Source organism: Halocatena marina (genome assembly GCF_023276375.1).
GTDB classification, from domain to species: Archaea; Halobacteriota; Halobacteria; order Halobacteriales; family Haloarculaceae; genus Halocatena; species Halocatena marina.
Window position 1 is genome coordinate 192,581 of record NZ_JALLPK010000003.1, and the last position, 13,495, is coordinate 206,075.

The 13,495-nt window shown below is 53.4% G+C and carries 14 protein-coding genes and 4 pseudogenes; 5 read left to right on the forward strand and 13 right to left on the reverse strand.

Going from position 1 to position 13,495, the window contains the following annotated elements:
* Window position 1: 1 nt before the first annotated feature.
* The 3 genes and pseudogenes from MW898_RS21720 to MW898_RS21730 all read right to left on the reverse strand — a co-directional run.
* Window positions 2–94, reverse strand: a pseudogene (locus tag MW898_RS21720) (IS5/IS1182 family transposase); the annotation flags it as partial.
* 8 nt (window positions 95–102) lie between these two features.
* Window positions 103–621, reverse strand: coding sequence for a transposase (locus MW898_RS21725; protein ID WP_248910377.1), 519 nt, complete (start codon window positions 619–621; stop codon window positions 103–105).
* A 220-nt stretch (window positions 622–841) separates the two neighbouring features.
* The gene (locus tag MW898_RS21730) at window positions 842–1,123 is read right to left on the reverse strand and encodes a hypothetical protein (RefSeq protein ID WP_248910378.1); all 282 of its coding nucleotides are present in this window, start codon (window positions 1,121–1,123) and stop codon (window positions 842–844) included.
* A gap of 253 nt (window positions 1,124–1,376) precedes the next feature.
* Here MW898_RS21730 and MW898_RS21735 point away from each other — a divergent pair, with 253 nt between their 5' ends.
* Window positions 1,377–2,063: a hypothetical protein gene (locus MW898_RS21735; protein ID WP_248910379.1), complete on the forward strand. Its 687-nt coding sequence runs from the start codon at window positions 1,377–1,379 to the stop codon at window positions 2,061–2,063.
* On the forward strand, window positions 2,060–2,503 hold the full coding sequence (locus MW898_RS21740) for a hypothetical protein (protein WP_248910380.1): 444 nt from the start codon (window positions 2,060–2,062) through the stop codon (window positions 2,501–2,503). The genes MW898_RS21735 and MW898_RS21740 overlap by 4 nt, the downstream gene beginning before the upstream one ends.
* Before the next feature lie 444 nt (window positions 2,504–2,947).
* Here the strand turns inward: MW898_RS21740 and MW898_RS21745 are convergent, their stop codons facing one another.
* The 3 genes from MW898_RS21745 to MW898_RS21755 all read right to left on the reverse strand — a co-directional run bounded on the left by MW898_RS21745 (window position 2,948) and on the right by MW898_RS21755 (window position 3,740).
* Entirely contained in the window at window positions 2,948–3,166 is a 219-nt protein-coding gene (locus tag MW898_RS21745; RefSeq protein ID WP_248910381.1) for a hypothetical protein, read from the reverse strand.
* A gap of 3 nt (window positions 3,167–3,169) precedes the next feature.
* On the reverse strand, window positions 3,170–3,349 hold the full coding sequence (locus MW898_RS21750; RefSeq protein ID WP_248910382.1) for a hypothetical protein: 180 nt from the start codon (window positions 3,347–3,349) through the stop codon (window positions 3,170–3,172).
* 175 nt (window positions 3,350–3,524) lie between these two features.
* Window positions 3,525–3,740, reverse strand: coding sequence for a hypothetical protein (locus MW898_RS21755; protein WP_248910383.1), 216 nt, complete (start codon window positions 3,738–3,740; stop codon window positions 3,525–3,527).
* Window positions 3,741–4,429: 689 nt separating this feature from the next.
* Between MW898_RS21755 and MW898_RS21760 the strand changes: the two genes are divergently transcribed.
* A complete protein-coding gene (locus MW898_RS21760) occupies window positions 4,430–5,212 on the forward strand; it encodes an SDR family NAD(P)-dependent oxidoreductase (protein ID WP_248910384.1) in 783 nt (260 codons plus the stop codon).
* Between the two features lie 48 nt (window positions 5,213–5,260).
* Here the strand turns inward: MW898_RS21760 and MW898_RS21765 are convergent, their stop codons facing one another.
* The 6 genes and pseudogenes from MW898_RS21765 to MW898_RS21790 form a co-directional block, all read right to left on the reverse strand.
* Window positions 5,261–5,491 carry a hypothetical protein gene (locus tag MW898_RS21765; protein ID WP_248910385.1) on the reverse strand — a complete coding sequence of 77 codons (231 nt, stop codon included), beginning with the start codon at window positions 5,489–5,491 and terminating at the stop codon, window positions 5,261–5,263.
* Between the two features lie 75 nt (window positions 5,492–5,566).
* A pseudogene (locus MW898_RS26325) lies at window positions 5,567–6,085 on the reverse strand (alcohol dehydrogenase catalytic domain-containing protein); the annotation flags it as partial.
* A pseudogene (locus tag MW898_RS26330) lies at window positions 5,989–6,583 on the reverse strand (NAD(P)-dependent oxidoreductase). The pseudogenes MW898_RS26325 and MW898_RS26330, both read right to left, overlap by 97 nt.
* Before the next feature lie 180 nt (window positions 6,584–6,763).
* On the reverse strand, window positions 6,764–6,901 hold the full coding sequence (locus MW898_RS21780; protein WP_248910387.1) for a hypothetical protein: 138 nt from the start codon (window positions 6,899–6,901) through the stop codon (window positions 6,764–6,766).
* Between the two features lie 80 nt (window positions 6,902–6,981).
* A complete protein-coding gene (locus MW898_RS21785; RefSeq protein ID WP_248910388.1) occupies window positions 6,982–7,764 on the reverse strand; it encodes a sugar phosphate isomerase/epimerase family protein in 783 nt (260 codons plus the stop codon).
* A 1,360-nt stretch (window positions 7,765–9,124) separates the two neighbouring features.
* Window positions 9,125–9,921: pseudogene (locus MW898_RS21790) on the reverse strand (IS5 family transposase).
* Between the two features lie 424 nt (window positions 9,922–10,345).
* Here MW898_RS21790 and MW898_RS21795 point away from each other — a divergent pair.
* On the forward strand, window positions 10,346–12,307 hold the full coding sequence (locus tag MW898_RS21795) for an ABC transporter substrate-binding protein (protein WP_248910389.1): 1,962 nt from the start codon (window positions 10,346–10,348) through the stop codon (window positions 12,305–12,307).
* Window positions 12,307–12,864 carry a sulfatase-like hydrolase/transferase gene (locus MW898_RS21800; protein ID WP_248910390.1) on the forward strand — a complete coding sequence of 186 codons (558 nt, stop codon included), beginning with the start codon at window positions 12,307–12,309 and terminating at the stop codon, window positions 12,862–12,864. Before MW898_RS21795 ends, MW898_RS21800 begins: the two co-directional genes overlap by 1 nt.
* Here MW898_RS21800 and MW898_RS26335 read toward each other — a convergent pair.
* Complete coding sequence (locus MW898_RS26335) at window positions 12,824–13,321, reverse strand: BNR-4 repeat-containing protein (RefSeq protein ID WP_368409219.1); 498 nt, start codon at window positions 13,319–13,321, stop codon at window positions 12,824–12,826. The two genes, MW898_RS21800 and MW898_RS26335, sit on opposite strands and share 41 nt — an antisense overlap.
* Window positions 13,322–13,495 lie beyond the last annotated feature (174 nt).

Here is a 13,495-nt window from a genome sequence, read left to right on the forward strand (position 1 = left end):
TTCATGGATATCGGACGCTGCGGCGAAGGTTGTAGACGGTGGCTTTGAGCAGCATTTCACGGAACTCGAGCCACCAGCTTCGCGCACGCACGGCAGGAGTGGTTAGCGTAACTTTTGCACATCGGGGAGGAACGTGTCGATCCACTTGTTTGCGAACCCAAGACGGTTCGAAATGTCTAGGAATGTGTCAGCAACGAACCGTCTGAAGTGATCTTGGCCCTCGAAGATTTCTGGCGAAATCTTCCGCTTGAGGGTCTTCCAGAGCGGTTCGATTGCATTGAAGTTCGGCGAGTATGGGGGAAGGAAGACGAACTCGATACCGAGTTCGTCGGCCCGTTGTTGGGTGAGATGGGCGTGGTGACCGCCATCGTTGTCAGCGATGAGCTGAATCCGGCCGACCGGATCCAGCTCGCGGATCGCCTCTAACGCTGCACAGATACTCTCTTTTGTCGTCCGTTCTCGGAAAATAAGCGTACTCTTCCCGAGTAATGCGTAGAAGCCGAGCGTTTTCCAGGGAACCGTGACCAGCGGTTTATCGATTTCGACGGTTCGGTCGTACGACCACATCCGCTGTGAGTTCTCGAACGGCTGTGGCCATGAAGCCGAGAACAATCGTCTCACTGCGGGTGGTCTGCAAGTGATTGGTGACGGTGGGTCTCTCTTCGAACGCCTGAATGCGGCGCTTGAAGAGTTGGTCCTCAGCATCGGCTGATTGACGTGGATCCAGTGGTCAAGGTTTTGCGTACTGCATACCGTCTGCACGGAGAATTTGCGCCAAGTGCGCCCGATCGTAGCTAACGCCGTAGCACTCCTACAACAGCGCGTGAACCTCCTGTGGTGTCTACGGTTGGCCCGCTTCAAGCAGGGCGAAAGAATTCGTCGAATTGCTCAGATGAGAGCTTCGCGGACAGCCCGCCCGCGAAGCTTGGTCGGGGCTCTTCGATCCCTCGTTCGTTCCATACGTGAAGCCACCGTTCACCGTTTGGATGAGACACGCTGACACGTTCATTTCGTTGGTATCACCGAGATACACGTTCTTGATGAAACAGAGTCGCCAGAGGAGACCCGTCTTGCCAGCCTTCCATGTGTCGTCAATCGCTGTATCGAGGTCCTCCTCCGACAAATACTTCGCTGGTTTGGTTTAACGACCAGTCTTCGTTACGACCTAAACACTCTCTGAACATTCAAACGTTACGCCGACTACTCAAGTCGCCGACTCCACGGCGTCCAGATCGCCGGTTCTACTCTCTCGATGAACTTCCTCTCCCTGCTGTTCGGTGTCAACACCGTCGACGAGCTCAAATCCGGGTCCATTGATATATTCGTTTGATCAATACCGTGAGATATTTGTACGGTCTGTCACTCTATTTGTGTAGATGATGTCAAACCACCAAACGCAACCGGACTTCCGAGAATCGCTGGCCGCGTTTGTGTGGGTTCTATACAGTGACCTAGCGACGGTCATCACTGTGAGTGTGCTGTTCGTCCTTGGTTCACTTCCCGTCGTGACAACTGGTGCGAGTCTCATGGCTCTTTCAGAGGCACTGACGACCGTGGTTACCGGGGAGAATCGTGGCGGACCGACATCGGAACGTGAACGAGTGTCGCTGTTCGTGTCGTCATTTCGGGAGAGCCTCGTTCGCGGACTTCCCTATACAACGGCGATACTGGTTGTTGCGCTGGTGACGAGCGTCTACGGAGTTGCGTTCGTATCTGCCCAGACTCCAACGTTGTTCCTCGGCAGCCTTATTGGACTGTACGCGGTCGTCATCGTTCCGGTGTGGTTGCTTCGAGCGGCGAGCGTGACGGTTCGGTCACCTGCCACGCCGGGGTTTCGAGCGTCAATGAAAGAGGGGATCTCCATCGCACTCGAACGGCCTTACTTTTCAGTGCTCCAGCTAACGATAGTGGGGCTGCTGGGGTTGCTGTCGACGTTCTTTCCGGCCCTCGCGGTGGTCTTCGCCCCTGGGGCAATTACTGTCCTTGAAGTAATCTCTTACGAAGAACTCGCCGGTAGAGGGGCCACCGATATCGCAACCGCGTACCGCGGAGTGGACGCATGACCGGACGAAGTCTCTATGTCGGAGCTGCCCTGCTGGTGGGTATCTCGGCGGTCGTTCTCGGAGCATATCCCATCTGGATACTGCCAATTATCGTCGGCGTCTTGATCCCAAACATCGATACAATTAGAGAACGGTTTCATAGGTCTTGGCTCTTTCATACGTTTCTGGCCCCAACGCTCGCGTACAAAGTAGTGATAAATCCAGTCATTCCGTGGTCCGGACTCCTCGTCGAGCTAGTTCACTTTACAGCCCTCGGAATGATGATTCACTTCGTGTTCGACTACATCTATCCACAGCGGAAACAGTCCTCGGGGTCCGAATGGCCCATTCGCCCGTCTCTCGGTTCTGAACCTTGGGGGATAATGTTGCTTGGAATAGCTTGGTTCGTCCAGTGGTTCCTCTACCTCGCGCCGGCATTCCTCCCGTGGCTATTCTCCTGATGGTACAGTTTCCGTCAGTCGACGACAGCCCATCGTGCCACGGCGGTGGCCCAGTACCGCTGTTTGCTACGTGGAGGTAGGGCGACAGCTGACGCCAAAGAAGCCGGATACTCGAGTACTGTATATGGTTTCTGTATCCCTCACTAAGTGTGAGTCCAGGCAACTAATCAGAGAACTGAGGGTGCCAGCTGTTCAAAGATCACTTCTATCTTATGGCAGTGAATTTTAAATACAACTTGAATGCGAGGGGAGAAACAGCAGACGCAAGTATATCATCGAACACACTCATGGCTAAGGAGGAGAACGCTGAATTCGAATTTCGGTCCTCTATGATTGGGTTCTGACAGATCCCCGTTAAACGGGCGCAGTTCGACAATATAATAGAACTTGCTCAAGTTGGAGAGTACGGTAACCATTTAGTTGGACCGAGTAACCTTAACCAGACTAGCTCTCAGGATGCTGAAGCAACCAGTCGCTCATAGTATCGAGGCGAAGGAAGGCGACGCCAGCAGAGAGAGCTTCCTCATAAGAAACCGTCGGCGTGACGAATTCGATAGTCAGGACGCCTTCGAACTCAGCTTTTTCGAAGGTGCCGACGAGGCTCCGCATGTCAAAGTACGCCTCCGCCAACGCACCTCGTTCTCGTTCGCCGGGCTCCGACACTGCCTACAAATGAACGTGATTCACAAGAGACGCAAATTCGGCGGTGGCGAGCACCTGCTCTCTGTCGTGGTCGAACCGCGGTTGCCAGTTGAGGCCGACGGTGGAGGTATCGACTGCCTGTAAAAGCGTCTGTGCACCGTCGGCATAGTCCGTCATGGAGTCCGCGTGGCGTCCAACGGTCACCGAGAGACCCCCACTCGCAGGCCACGCTAGCTATCTGCCGAAGTTCCGCAACGATGCGGTCCCACTCGCTGTCGGTATAGTACCGGTAGCTGCAGTCCACCGCCCAAATACTAATCGTGTCCGCGCCCAGCGCCGCCGTCACATCGAGGGCTTGAGTCGGTTTCCTGTTGATTGTCTAGCTGCCGAAATGGAGGTACGAGCCAAAGACCGTCGCGTCGATATCACTAGCAGCTGCCGTGACTGTAATTCTATGACACAAATTTCGTGCCCCGCCACCAATATGGTCGCCGCCCCATATCTCTACGCCATCGACTGCGAGCGACGAGCAGAGCGCAAGCACCGATTCGACTGGCAAGTCCTCCGCGGAAATGGTCGCGACACCGAGCCGCATCGTAATACGCGTTGGGTACGCATCGATGTGACCACTTCCCTCATATCATGTGTAAGTGGTGGCGAGATCTCATCCGATATAGCCATATTCATTTTCAAAAATCCGACTATGCCGGATATAAGAACTCGCCGCTGGCGGGCACTGGCCAGTTAATAGACGCTGTAGAGACCATGATGAACAGAAAATCACTTTACTGGTCAATTTCTAACCAGAGTCTGGCGAAGCACTGTGCATCCCATAGCCGGACGAATAAGTTGAGCTGAAGCCTATCAAAGACATTCGAAATGCCTTGGTCACGAACTTGTCGAATATCTAGATATATTTGATTGGACCCAACACGAACCGTATTAGTGGACCGATCTAAGGAATAACAGGAGTACATTTGTTATACTTTTTTGGATGGCTAATGACCAGCCTCAGTTCACACACCAAAGAGTAGAAAATAACAAGACACAGTTATGATGCTGATGATCGTCAGGTTACTCATATTACATCCGTCATAACCGGAAAGTTCTCGAATTCGTTTTATACACACTTGTCACCTCTTCTATCAGAAATCTACCACTTCCGGTATAAACGGAATTGTGTTCTCTCATTTAAGGGTGTTTGTTGAGATATCTGTAGCGGACTTCGATGAAATTAAACGGGCTATTCAATGCTTTCTTAACTCCGCCTGCCGTTACCCAACTATGAGTGATACTCGCCTCGTAGGAGCACATATCGTCGTAACTGGTGGCGCAAGCGGCATCGGCCAAGGGGTCGCCCGTCGAATCGCGACAGCCGGCGGAAACGTATCAGTGTTCGACCTTGATGAAGAAGGTGCAGCAGAGACGGTTGAAAGAGTCGAAGACGCTGGATCAGAGGCGATCGCTGTGAAGGTAAATATAGCTAACAAAACCGACCTTGAAAACGGCGTGGAGCAAGCAATCGACGCTCTGGGCCCCATAGACGGCCTCGTCAACGCTGGCGGCGTACAGGTCATGAAGCCCTTTTTAAAACTCACCGAAGATGATATCGACCATCATCTTTCGGTTAATATCCGAGGGACCTTCCTCGCGAGTCAGGTGGTCGGGTCACACATGGTCGAGGAGGAGCGAGATGGCGCCATTGTGAATATCGGCTCAACCGCCGGCGCGGGATCTCCCAATTATGGGCAGTCAGCGTACGCCGCCTCGAAAGGGGCGATAGATTCGCTGACGACTGCGATAGCGATAGACCTTGCTGAGTACAACATCCGCTGTAACGTCGTCCATCCTGGAGCAACGAAAACGCCGATGCTTGACCGGCTTGCCGACTGTGAGATCGGCGAACAGAGTCGGAAGGGGAAATCGCTCGCGGAAAGACACTTGGTCGGGCGTATTGGTGAACCGGCCGACATCGCCCATCTCTGTGTTCTTCTTCTCTCTGGCGAGGGCGAGTGGATAACTGCACAGGGCTTTGTTGTCGACGGTGGTGTTGTTCACGGGAAATGAACCTGTCAGGGTGGCAAATGCGACGAAACCTGAAAACCAAAATAGGATCTAATTAACAACCTCGTCGGCGAACAGCCGCATATTGTCCAGGTTCGAGTAGTCGATGAAGATGAGCTGGAATCGCTCGAACCCCGGATCAACCATGTTTTGTATTTGACTGGCGATTTCCGAGGGAGTCCCGATAAAGTAGCCACCTGCCGTCCGGGCCTCCTCGATGAACCGAATATCGTAGTCCTGATTGGGGGCTGCACTCGGGATGAGAAAGATACGCTCGGCCATCTCTTCGAGTCGCTACTGGGAATCAGTGACGAGACAGTGCCCCAGCTAGGAATACTTCACATACTCGGGTGAGCGGCCAGCCTCTTCGATATAGCTCCCAAGATAGTCGCCTTTCTGCGACCCAGAGACTACGACGTTTGCGCCGACTGAGTTAGCTACGATGGCTGTGAGCACGACAATAGGGCCAGACACCTCGACCAGCACGTTGTCGTCAGATGTGAGACGGGGCAGGTCCAGAACGGCACATGTAGCAATGCTCGTTGGTTCAGCGATCGAAGCTTCTCGCAGTGGTACGCTTTCTGGTACCGCATGGTACCGCTCCGCCACAGTCGTATACTTCGCGTAGTCACCGTCACTATGCATAACAGTAATTGAAAAATTCTGACAGATGTTCTCCTGTCTGTTCTTACATTGGAAACAGTGGTCACAGTCGTGGATCGGTTCCTTAACGGCTTTCTGGTCCACCTCGAACTCGGTTACCTCCTTTCCCACATCGACTACGAGGCCAGAATACTCGTGACCGATGGTTCTTGGGACCTGAATCCACTCGTATCCGCCTTCATAGCTGAAGACGCCAGCATCGCTGCCACACAGGCCCGCCGAGTGGACCCTAACCAGTACCTTATCCGGGTCCGGCGACGGCTTTTCTCTCTCTTGTACCTCGGCTTCTCTGGAGGTTCTTCGTGATACACGTCGAGCACCGCAGAAAGGCGACCGGAGCGCAACTCTTCGAGGAGAGCCTCTTCCTCGACGATCTCTGCGCGGGCGGTATTAACGAGTAGCGTACCATCGGATATCGTCGAGAGCCGTATCGAGGTCCACGAACGTCGCAAACGGGTAGTCTTCCAGAACCGATTTATTTACGTACGGATCATAGACACGGACGTTCGGTTCGAACGGGACCAAGTGCTCGATCAATTTGTGGCCGATGGTTCCGAGACCGACGAGACCGATCGTCGCGTCATACAAGGTATTGATCTCGTGATCGGTCCTGTTCCATTCTCCCGAGTGCATACTGGTGTCCAACGCTGAAATCGCGCGCCACTCCGCGAGTAGTGCGGCGATAGTGTGTTCGGCTGTATGGTCAGCCATAACGTCGTTCGCGCTTGCGACCGGAATTCTGTCCTCGTAGACATCTTGGGAGGCAATCTCCGCAACGGTGCCGCCCGTATGCGACAACAATCTAAGGTCATCGGCTTCAGAGAGGACGTTCTCTGTCACTTTCGGACTTCCCCAGCCAGTGATCAGCACGTCGACCCCTTGGATCCGTTCCTAAAGTTCTGCTGACGTGTGGTTTTCAGCGGTTTCGTTCCAGGTTACTGCTCCCAGGGACATGAGTCGGTCACGAACCTCCGGGGAAAAGAAGTCGGTACGAAGACTGGTGTCGGGCATCGCTACGTGGACATGCATAGTGATTTTTCTCGGATCCATTCCAATAAACTTACGGCGATACGGTGAGATCCGTCGTTCACGTTATGTATGCAAATGAATCACGGGACTATTCCCGCGAGGTACTCGTGTTCCGCTCGGACAGAGGTCTCGTAGTCTGTCGTTGGGTCGACGAACTCAACTTCGAGGTACCCGTCGAAACCGCTTCGATCAAACACCGACAGAAGTGCCGGTAGATCGAAGTACGCGTCCGAAAGGAGGCATCGTCGTTGACCACCCTGTTCCCGTGTAGCCTGGAGGTGAATGTTATTACACATGGGGGCCAGGAGCTCCGCTTCTGCGAGGAGGTCCTCGCCATCGAGATGAAACAGCGGTTGCCAGTTGAGTCCAACTGCGGGTGAGTCGACCGTCTCAAGAAGACGTCGTGCACCCTCTCCTCGATTGGTTACCGTCCCTTCGTGTTTCTCGACAGTCACACCTAGTTTTCGATCGGCCGCTTGTTGACCGGCGAGGGACAGGTCGTTGACAATATTGTCCCAGTGAGTTGACGTGTGGTCGCCGTACTCTTGATCGCCGGGCCACACGCGAATGAGATCGGCGTTCAACACCACTGCCACTTCAAGTTCGGCCGCGAGTTTATCACGGAACCCTGTGGTCCCCGGTCGGAGATATGACCCGTAAACCGGGATCTCCAGACCGAGGTCGCTCGCTCGACTGGCTATGTTTCGACAAGTATCAAGGTCGGGATCGTCGCCGCTACTGTCGACACCGACGTGTTTCCGCCCCCATATTTCCACGCCATCGTATCCCGTCTTGGCGGCCAGTTCGAGTACGGTTTCGACTGGCCAATCCTTGTTAGTGATGGTGCATAAGCCGATATCCATAAACGAAGAATGATTGGTAGATACTTGAAGTTATACTTTCTGTTCGCTGTAACGCTGTACAATCTCTGGATCGTGGTGTGTCTGCTGCTCTCGGAGCAACGGCAGGTGAAAACGCGGCCAGCAGTGTCAACGGCGACGTTTCGGGTCTTTCTCGGGTCAGTGGCATACGGGTAGGCCTCTCGGGCGGCAGATCTGAACTGGCGCCTGGGTGAGTTCGCCCTTCCGCACTGGCGAGACTGACGGTCGCCGTGCATTTCTTGTCTCGTCGCTCATTGCCTACGCAAATCACTGCGTGACCAACTGGGTCAAGCCAGATTTCAGCAATTTCATCGTACCTCAGCGAATACGCTGCGAATTGAGTCGGCAACTGCTGTTTACGGACGGACAGATCAAATTAACCTGCCGGCATTACCGGTTGGTTATCTGTTTCAAAGAGTTCTCTGGCAAAGACTACATTCGGACGCCAATACAAATTATATACCTAATATTATAATTGGGGACGCATTATTTTCAGAGACACCTATTTTACTACGGTGTGGGACTGACAATTGCACATATGGGAGTTACTAAAGACCGATAATACCGGCTAGTCTCAAAATAACTGGGATATTCATCGACTCTGGACACTGTATCGCCACCGATTAGAAGAAATACCCGTAGAGAAGCGCTCATGATGGAGATTGTGAGACGATAATACCGGCGAATACTGGAACGCCTGCTCAGAGATTCCTCGTAATCATTTAAACTGGTGTGCTGGACACATTGCTAACTTAGTAGCCGAAGCGCGGTACAACATGTTTCCGACCATCCACTGACGGCCGGGATCGTCCGACTGTCCCGGAGCTTGCGGATACCTTTGCAACCTATGAATCGCTCAGGGTAGCAGTACCCGTCCTGGGGCCTGAAAAAACATCACGTCTGTCTACAGGATTACCACGGGTAGTCGTTCAGTGATCGATCGCGCTCACTCCTCTGAGAAAGTGAAGACTGGTTTGATGACTTGCGAGTCGAGAAACGCTTCGAAAGCGGACTTCGGGTCGTCCCGGGAAAAGGATGTATCGATGATCCTTCGGTCTATCTCTATTTGGGCTTCACGCTTCCGATATATAAATATATGTGTACGATGACAATTGATTTGCGTGCGGGCATCCGCTGTCAGTGAGATCCACTCTGTGCTGGCCCATTCCAGACTCAACATTCGATGAAACTTAGATTGACTCACCGAAGGACTCCACCAAAGAGTTTGCTACGTCTCTTCCGTGGATGCAGTTTGTGTTGCCAACCTCTGGTGTGAGTATCTATTCGTCGTTGCTAATTACGACTGGGATAGGAATATCCGGCCTTGTTTAGACGCGTGAATTCACGGTCGTGAGTGGCTGACGCTGAGTTCGATGTTTCTGACAGCGCATTTCAGGACGAGCTCGCGGAACTAACCGAACTAGGTTCGAGCGCGAACGATTTCGACGTATTTGCGGCGCAACGCGAAAAATATGGATTCGGCGTTCGAGCGTTGATGGTAGATCGTATCATCTTGCAAGAGATTGTTTGCGATGCCGTGCCAGCCAAATTCGCGGTGTCGAATCACCGGTTTGACGCCTTCTGAACGCAATCTTTGGCGAAGGAGCCACCAGTTGTAGCCTTTGTCAGCGGTAAGAATGTTCAGTTTCTCGAGGTTGCGTTTAACCATCTGCCAGCCGATCTTGGAATCGTGCGGTTGTTTCATCGAGCAATGTATATCCAGGATCGTGCCGGTCTTGCAATCACTGAGGATCGTCGTTTTCACCGTCTTAAACGTGTAGTTCGTCCGTTTTGCGTAGTGTTGGCTGGCAGCGATCCGATCCATGCCGGTTGCGTCGATCGCTTGCACATCGCCGGTGACGTGCAACTCCGCCGACAACCGCAGCAGGACGCGCCAGATCCGCATATTCGAGTCCTGTCTGCGCGCACACACGGTGAAGCACGTCTAACAACCGCCGATACGGATGATCGAGATACTCTCGGAGGCCGTTGATCGCCACGATCACCCAGTCTGCGTAGCCGCCGTCACCCGCTTGGAACGCTGGATCTGGCTCGCCGCCGACGGCTTTTTGAGCAAGCGACACAACCCGATCAGTGAGCGGGCGAGTTTGCTGACACAAACTCATCTTCCCGCTTCACTCCCTAGTAAGTTAGACATTTAGCCATTCTTACTAGCGTCTAAATACGGCTGAATATCCACTTCAGAGACGGTGGTGAGGAAAATACTCGCAAGGATTATTTTGAGTAGCATGGTTTGTCGAGGTGGGGGGACTTTTCATAGGAGGCGAGATTACGAAGTTCAAGAGCGGAGCGATTCGTAGCGAGTAGTGTTCGTGATACGCGCAAACCTGGTAGAAATATATCAGAAGTAGACAACAGGCAGTGAATCAAGTGCGAAATGATTGTACCGCGGTTTAGACTCTGCTACGGCTGAAATTGACTGAATCAGATAGCAGATGGATACGTCCCGCTGCGCTGGCGCCGAATTGTACGGGTCACTTGTTCTGCAATTCCTATCAAACAGAGAAAGTTATTTAAGGAATTAAACTGTGGACTCTATCGTATGCCAAGTAGACACAATGAGGAGACGTCAGCGACGCGGCGTCGACTGCTTGCGACGTTAGGCACGATGGGTGTAGCGGGGATAGCTGGGTGTGGAAGCGGAAGCAACACACCGACCGCGAGTCCTGAAGGGAAAACCTCAGGAAGCAGTGACGGTGGCGGTGGAACGGCGACATCGGGAGATGAGATGGTCGATCACTTCCCCGTGGCCCCCGAGGGTGAACCCGTCGAACCGATTTACGACATCGCGTTTGGGATGCTTCCTGGAGATGTTAATATGCTTCCGGGGCCCGTCGGTGGCCTCGCGTCCTGGCAAACATACACTCGAATGACGACCGCGCCTCCGTGGGCAAATCGCCAGCGGTTCGATGCGGAGACGTACTGGCACCTCGTCACGGAGGACAAACTGGAGGACGACAACAAGACACGGATCACCAAGTTCAACGACGAGTTCACGTGGCACGACGGCAAGCCAGTCACTGCCGAGGATCAGTTCCTCCTCGCTAAGATACAACGCAAAGAAAACGAACTAGCCCCCGATACGGAACCGCAACAGACCGTCGAGATGATCGACGAACAGACTCTCAAGCGAACTTTCACGACGAAAGCGCGTGAAGATTTCTACTTCATGACTGAGGGGAGGAAGTCTGCCTCACCATCGTGGGACCGTGATCTGGTACGTCCGTGGTACGAGAAAATTATGGATGCGACGACAGAGTCTGAACTAAACTCCATCACCGAGGAGGCCAACAAACCAGAGAACAAACTCCCACTCTCGGATCGTATCGGCACCAGTATCTGGCAGGTCGATACGGTGAATGAGCAGTCTGCCATCTACACGAAATACGAGGATCACCCCTACGCCGACCAGCAGAACATCGAGAAACTCCGAATCAACTTCGTCTCGGGGGAGTCCCAGAGTCGCCTCGCGATCAAGAACGACCAAATCGACGGGGCTAAAGGGAAACCAGAAGGGACTCCGCTGCCCGATGGCATGACAGAATATTCGTGGCCAGATTCCGGAGGCAATAAATACCGGTTGAACTGGACCGACAAACACCTCGGCAAGCGAAAGGTCCGTCAAGCGCTGGCTTACCTCGTGGACCACAACGCCGTCGTCACTAACCGGCAAGGTAATGGATTTCCGCCGGAATTGCATAACGGGATGACCGGTATCGGCCAAGACACCTGGTTGTCGGACAGTCATGTGGAGAGTCTGAACAACTACGGTGCGAGCGGCCAGCCTCAGAAGGCGGCGGAACTGCTGCGGTCTGCGGGCTACTCGAAGAACAGCGACGGTATCTGGGCGGACAAAGACGGCGACACTATCTCGTGGCGGATGGTCGACATCGTGTTCTGGAAGACTATCGGACCGACGATCCGCAGCCAGCTCAAGAAATTCGGGATCGAGATCGAGTATAACCTCATGGAGAACGTCGGCGACTTCGTGACATTGAGTAATGAGGGACCGAACTTCGGAGAGGGCTGGGACCTCATCATCTGGCACCAGAACGGTGGTGGAGCGGGTGCCAATCATCCGGCAGGCTACTACCGGAGCGCATGGCACAGTTACATAATTCACAAAGGGCTGGACGAGAGTGGTAAACCGACGGAATTCGGATTCGCAGGCCACCCCAACGAGTACGAGATCCCGACGAAAGTCGGCGACATGGAGGCCAATGGCGAGACCGAAACACTCAATCTCTGGGACAAATACGAGGCTGTCGCCGCACCCAAGACGAGTAACGACGAGTTGCTCGGTCACGCCGAAGACCTCTCCTGGTGGTGGAACTACGAGATCCCCGCGCTCCAGACTATTGAGTACCAGATTGGCTGGGCGGGCGATTCGCAGAACTACAACCATATTGACTACACCCACGATGATAATCCCAATAGATGGTTTGTTCTCAACTATAACAGCATTGGCCTCGATAGAGGATGGTACCACAGTAAAGTCAAGTAATGATGTCGTTGATATTTCAGCAGAATACGGTTGTCTCCGGCATCAGGACATTAACCCCACAGACGGAATGGTTCCGGAATTGTACCAGTAACGATATCAATCTACCCGACCAGCATCGCGGGATGGCGACAGCCCCTGCGGGCAACACTGACGTTCATACGCCGACGCTCGAACGGCTCGCCGAAGAGGGCGCCCACTGTCCCAACGCCTATGCGAACGTCCCCGCCTGTACGCCCAACCGCGGGGGCTTCCTCACCAGCCAGTATCCCCACGGCTACGGCGCCCTCGCGAACGATCTCTCGATGCGATCTGACGTCGAGACGATCGGCGAGACCTTTCAGGACGTGGGGTACAACACAGCCTACGTCGGGAAGTGGCACCTCGACGGCATCCCACGGGACAAGTTCACGCCGCCGGGGCCGCGTCGCCACGGGTTCGACCACTGGGCAGTCTACAACTGCCATGTAGACTTCTTCGGCGGTCACTACTACCGAGACACCTCGGAGAAAGAGCACTTCAACGACTACGAACCTCAGAGACTCGGACGCTATAACTAATAAAAATATGTCCTTTAGGCCCAATACCGAGTCCTGGCGACCAATGTGGATCCCAGTTGTCGATCTGAATGCCGGTATTGCTCTGTGTCCACTCACCTTCGGGCAGGTCTCGAACAGCAACAACTAAATCACCCTCGTAGGTCCAGTATGCAACGTATTGACGGCCGTTGTAGGTTTTCAACTGAGGGCAGAATGGGCTTGTATTTGCCCCTGCCTGTCCTTCTCCTCGATTGCTTAATTTCTGGCGACTGAGTGGACCAAAGACCGGTCCTAGTTCTGTACCGATTTGAGCCTCTTGATTGCTGCCGGCTGCATTACTCACTCCGAGTCCAGTCGTCAGGGTCATGCCCCCTATGCCAGATAGAAACGTCCGACGGTTAGTCGACAATTTTGAAGACGGTGTGTGGTTGTTTTCTGATTCATTGGTGCGCCGAGGGTTATCACGGTCTGAAGTCATTGATTGTGTTCGAAGATATTTATTTTCCTATACGACAGTGTAGGTCGGGTGCTGTCACGATTTTCTTATGCAGATAGCTCTATCATCTGCTAATAAGTCGCAGGACTGTGACCGGTTAGCAGACGAAGCTATGCGGATAAATATGGACATTACTATTTAATGATTTGGTAGATC

Excerpts from the sequence above, each read along its gene's own strand:
- MW898_RS21735 (WP_248910379.1), top strand. The coding sequence starts at position 1,377 with ATGATGTCAAACCACCAAACGCAACCGGACTTCCGAGAATCGCTGGCC.
- MW898_RS21740 (WP_248910380.1), top strand. The coding sequence starts at position 2,060 with ATGACCGGACGAAGTCTCTATGTCGGAGCTGCCCTGCTGGTGGGTATC.
- MW898_RS21755 (WP_248910383.1), bottom strand. The coding sequence starts at position 3,740 with ATGCGGCTCGGTGTCGCGACCATTTCCGCGGAGGACTTGCCAGTCGAA.
- MW898_RS21760 (WP_248910384.1), top strand. The coding sequence starts at position 4,430 with ATGAGTGATACTCGCCTCGTAGGAGCACATATCGTCGTAACTGGTGGC.
- MW898_RS21765 (WP_248910385.1), bottom strand. The coding sequence starts at position 5,491 with ATGGCCGAGCGTATCTTTCTCATCCCGAGTGCAGCCCCCAATCAGGAC.
- MW898_RS21780 (WP_248910387.1), bottom strand. The coding sequence starts at position 6,901 with ATGCATGTCCACGTAGCGATGCCCGACACCAGTCTTCGTACCGACTTC.
- MW898_RS21785 (WP_248910388.1), bottom strand. The coding sequence starts at position 7,764 with ATGGATATCGGCTTATGCACCATCACTAACAAGGATTGGCCAGTCGAA.
- MW898_RS21795 (WP_248910389.1), top strand. The coding sequence starts at position 10,346 with ATGCCAAGTAGACACAATGAGGAGACGTCAGCGACGCGGCGTCGACTG.
- MW898_RS21800 (WP_248910390.1), top strand. The coding sequence starts at position 12,307 with ATGATGTCGTTGATATTTCAGCAGAATACGGTTGTCTCCGGCATCAGG.
- MW898_RS26335 (WP_368409219.1), bottom strand. The coding sequence starts at position 13,321 with ATGACTTCAGACCGTGATAACCCTCGGCGCACCAATGAATCAGAAAAC.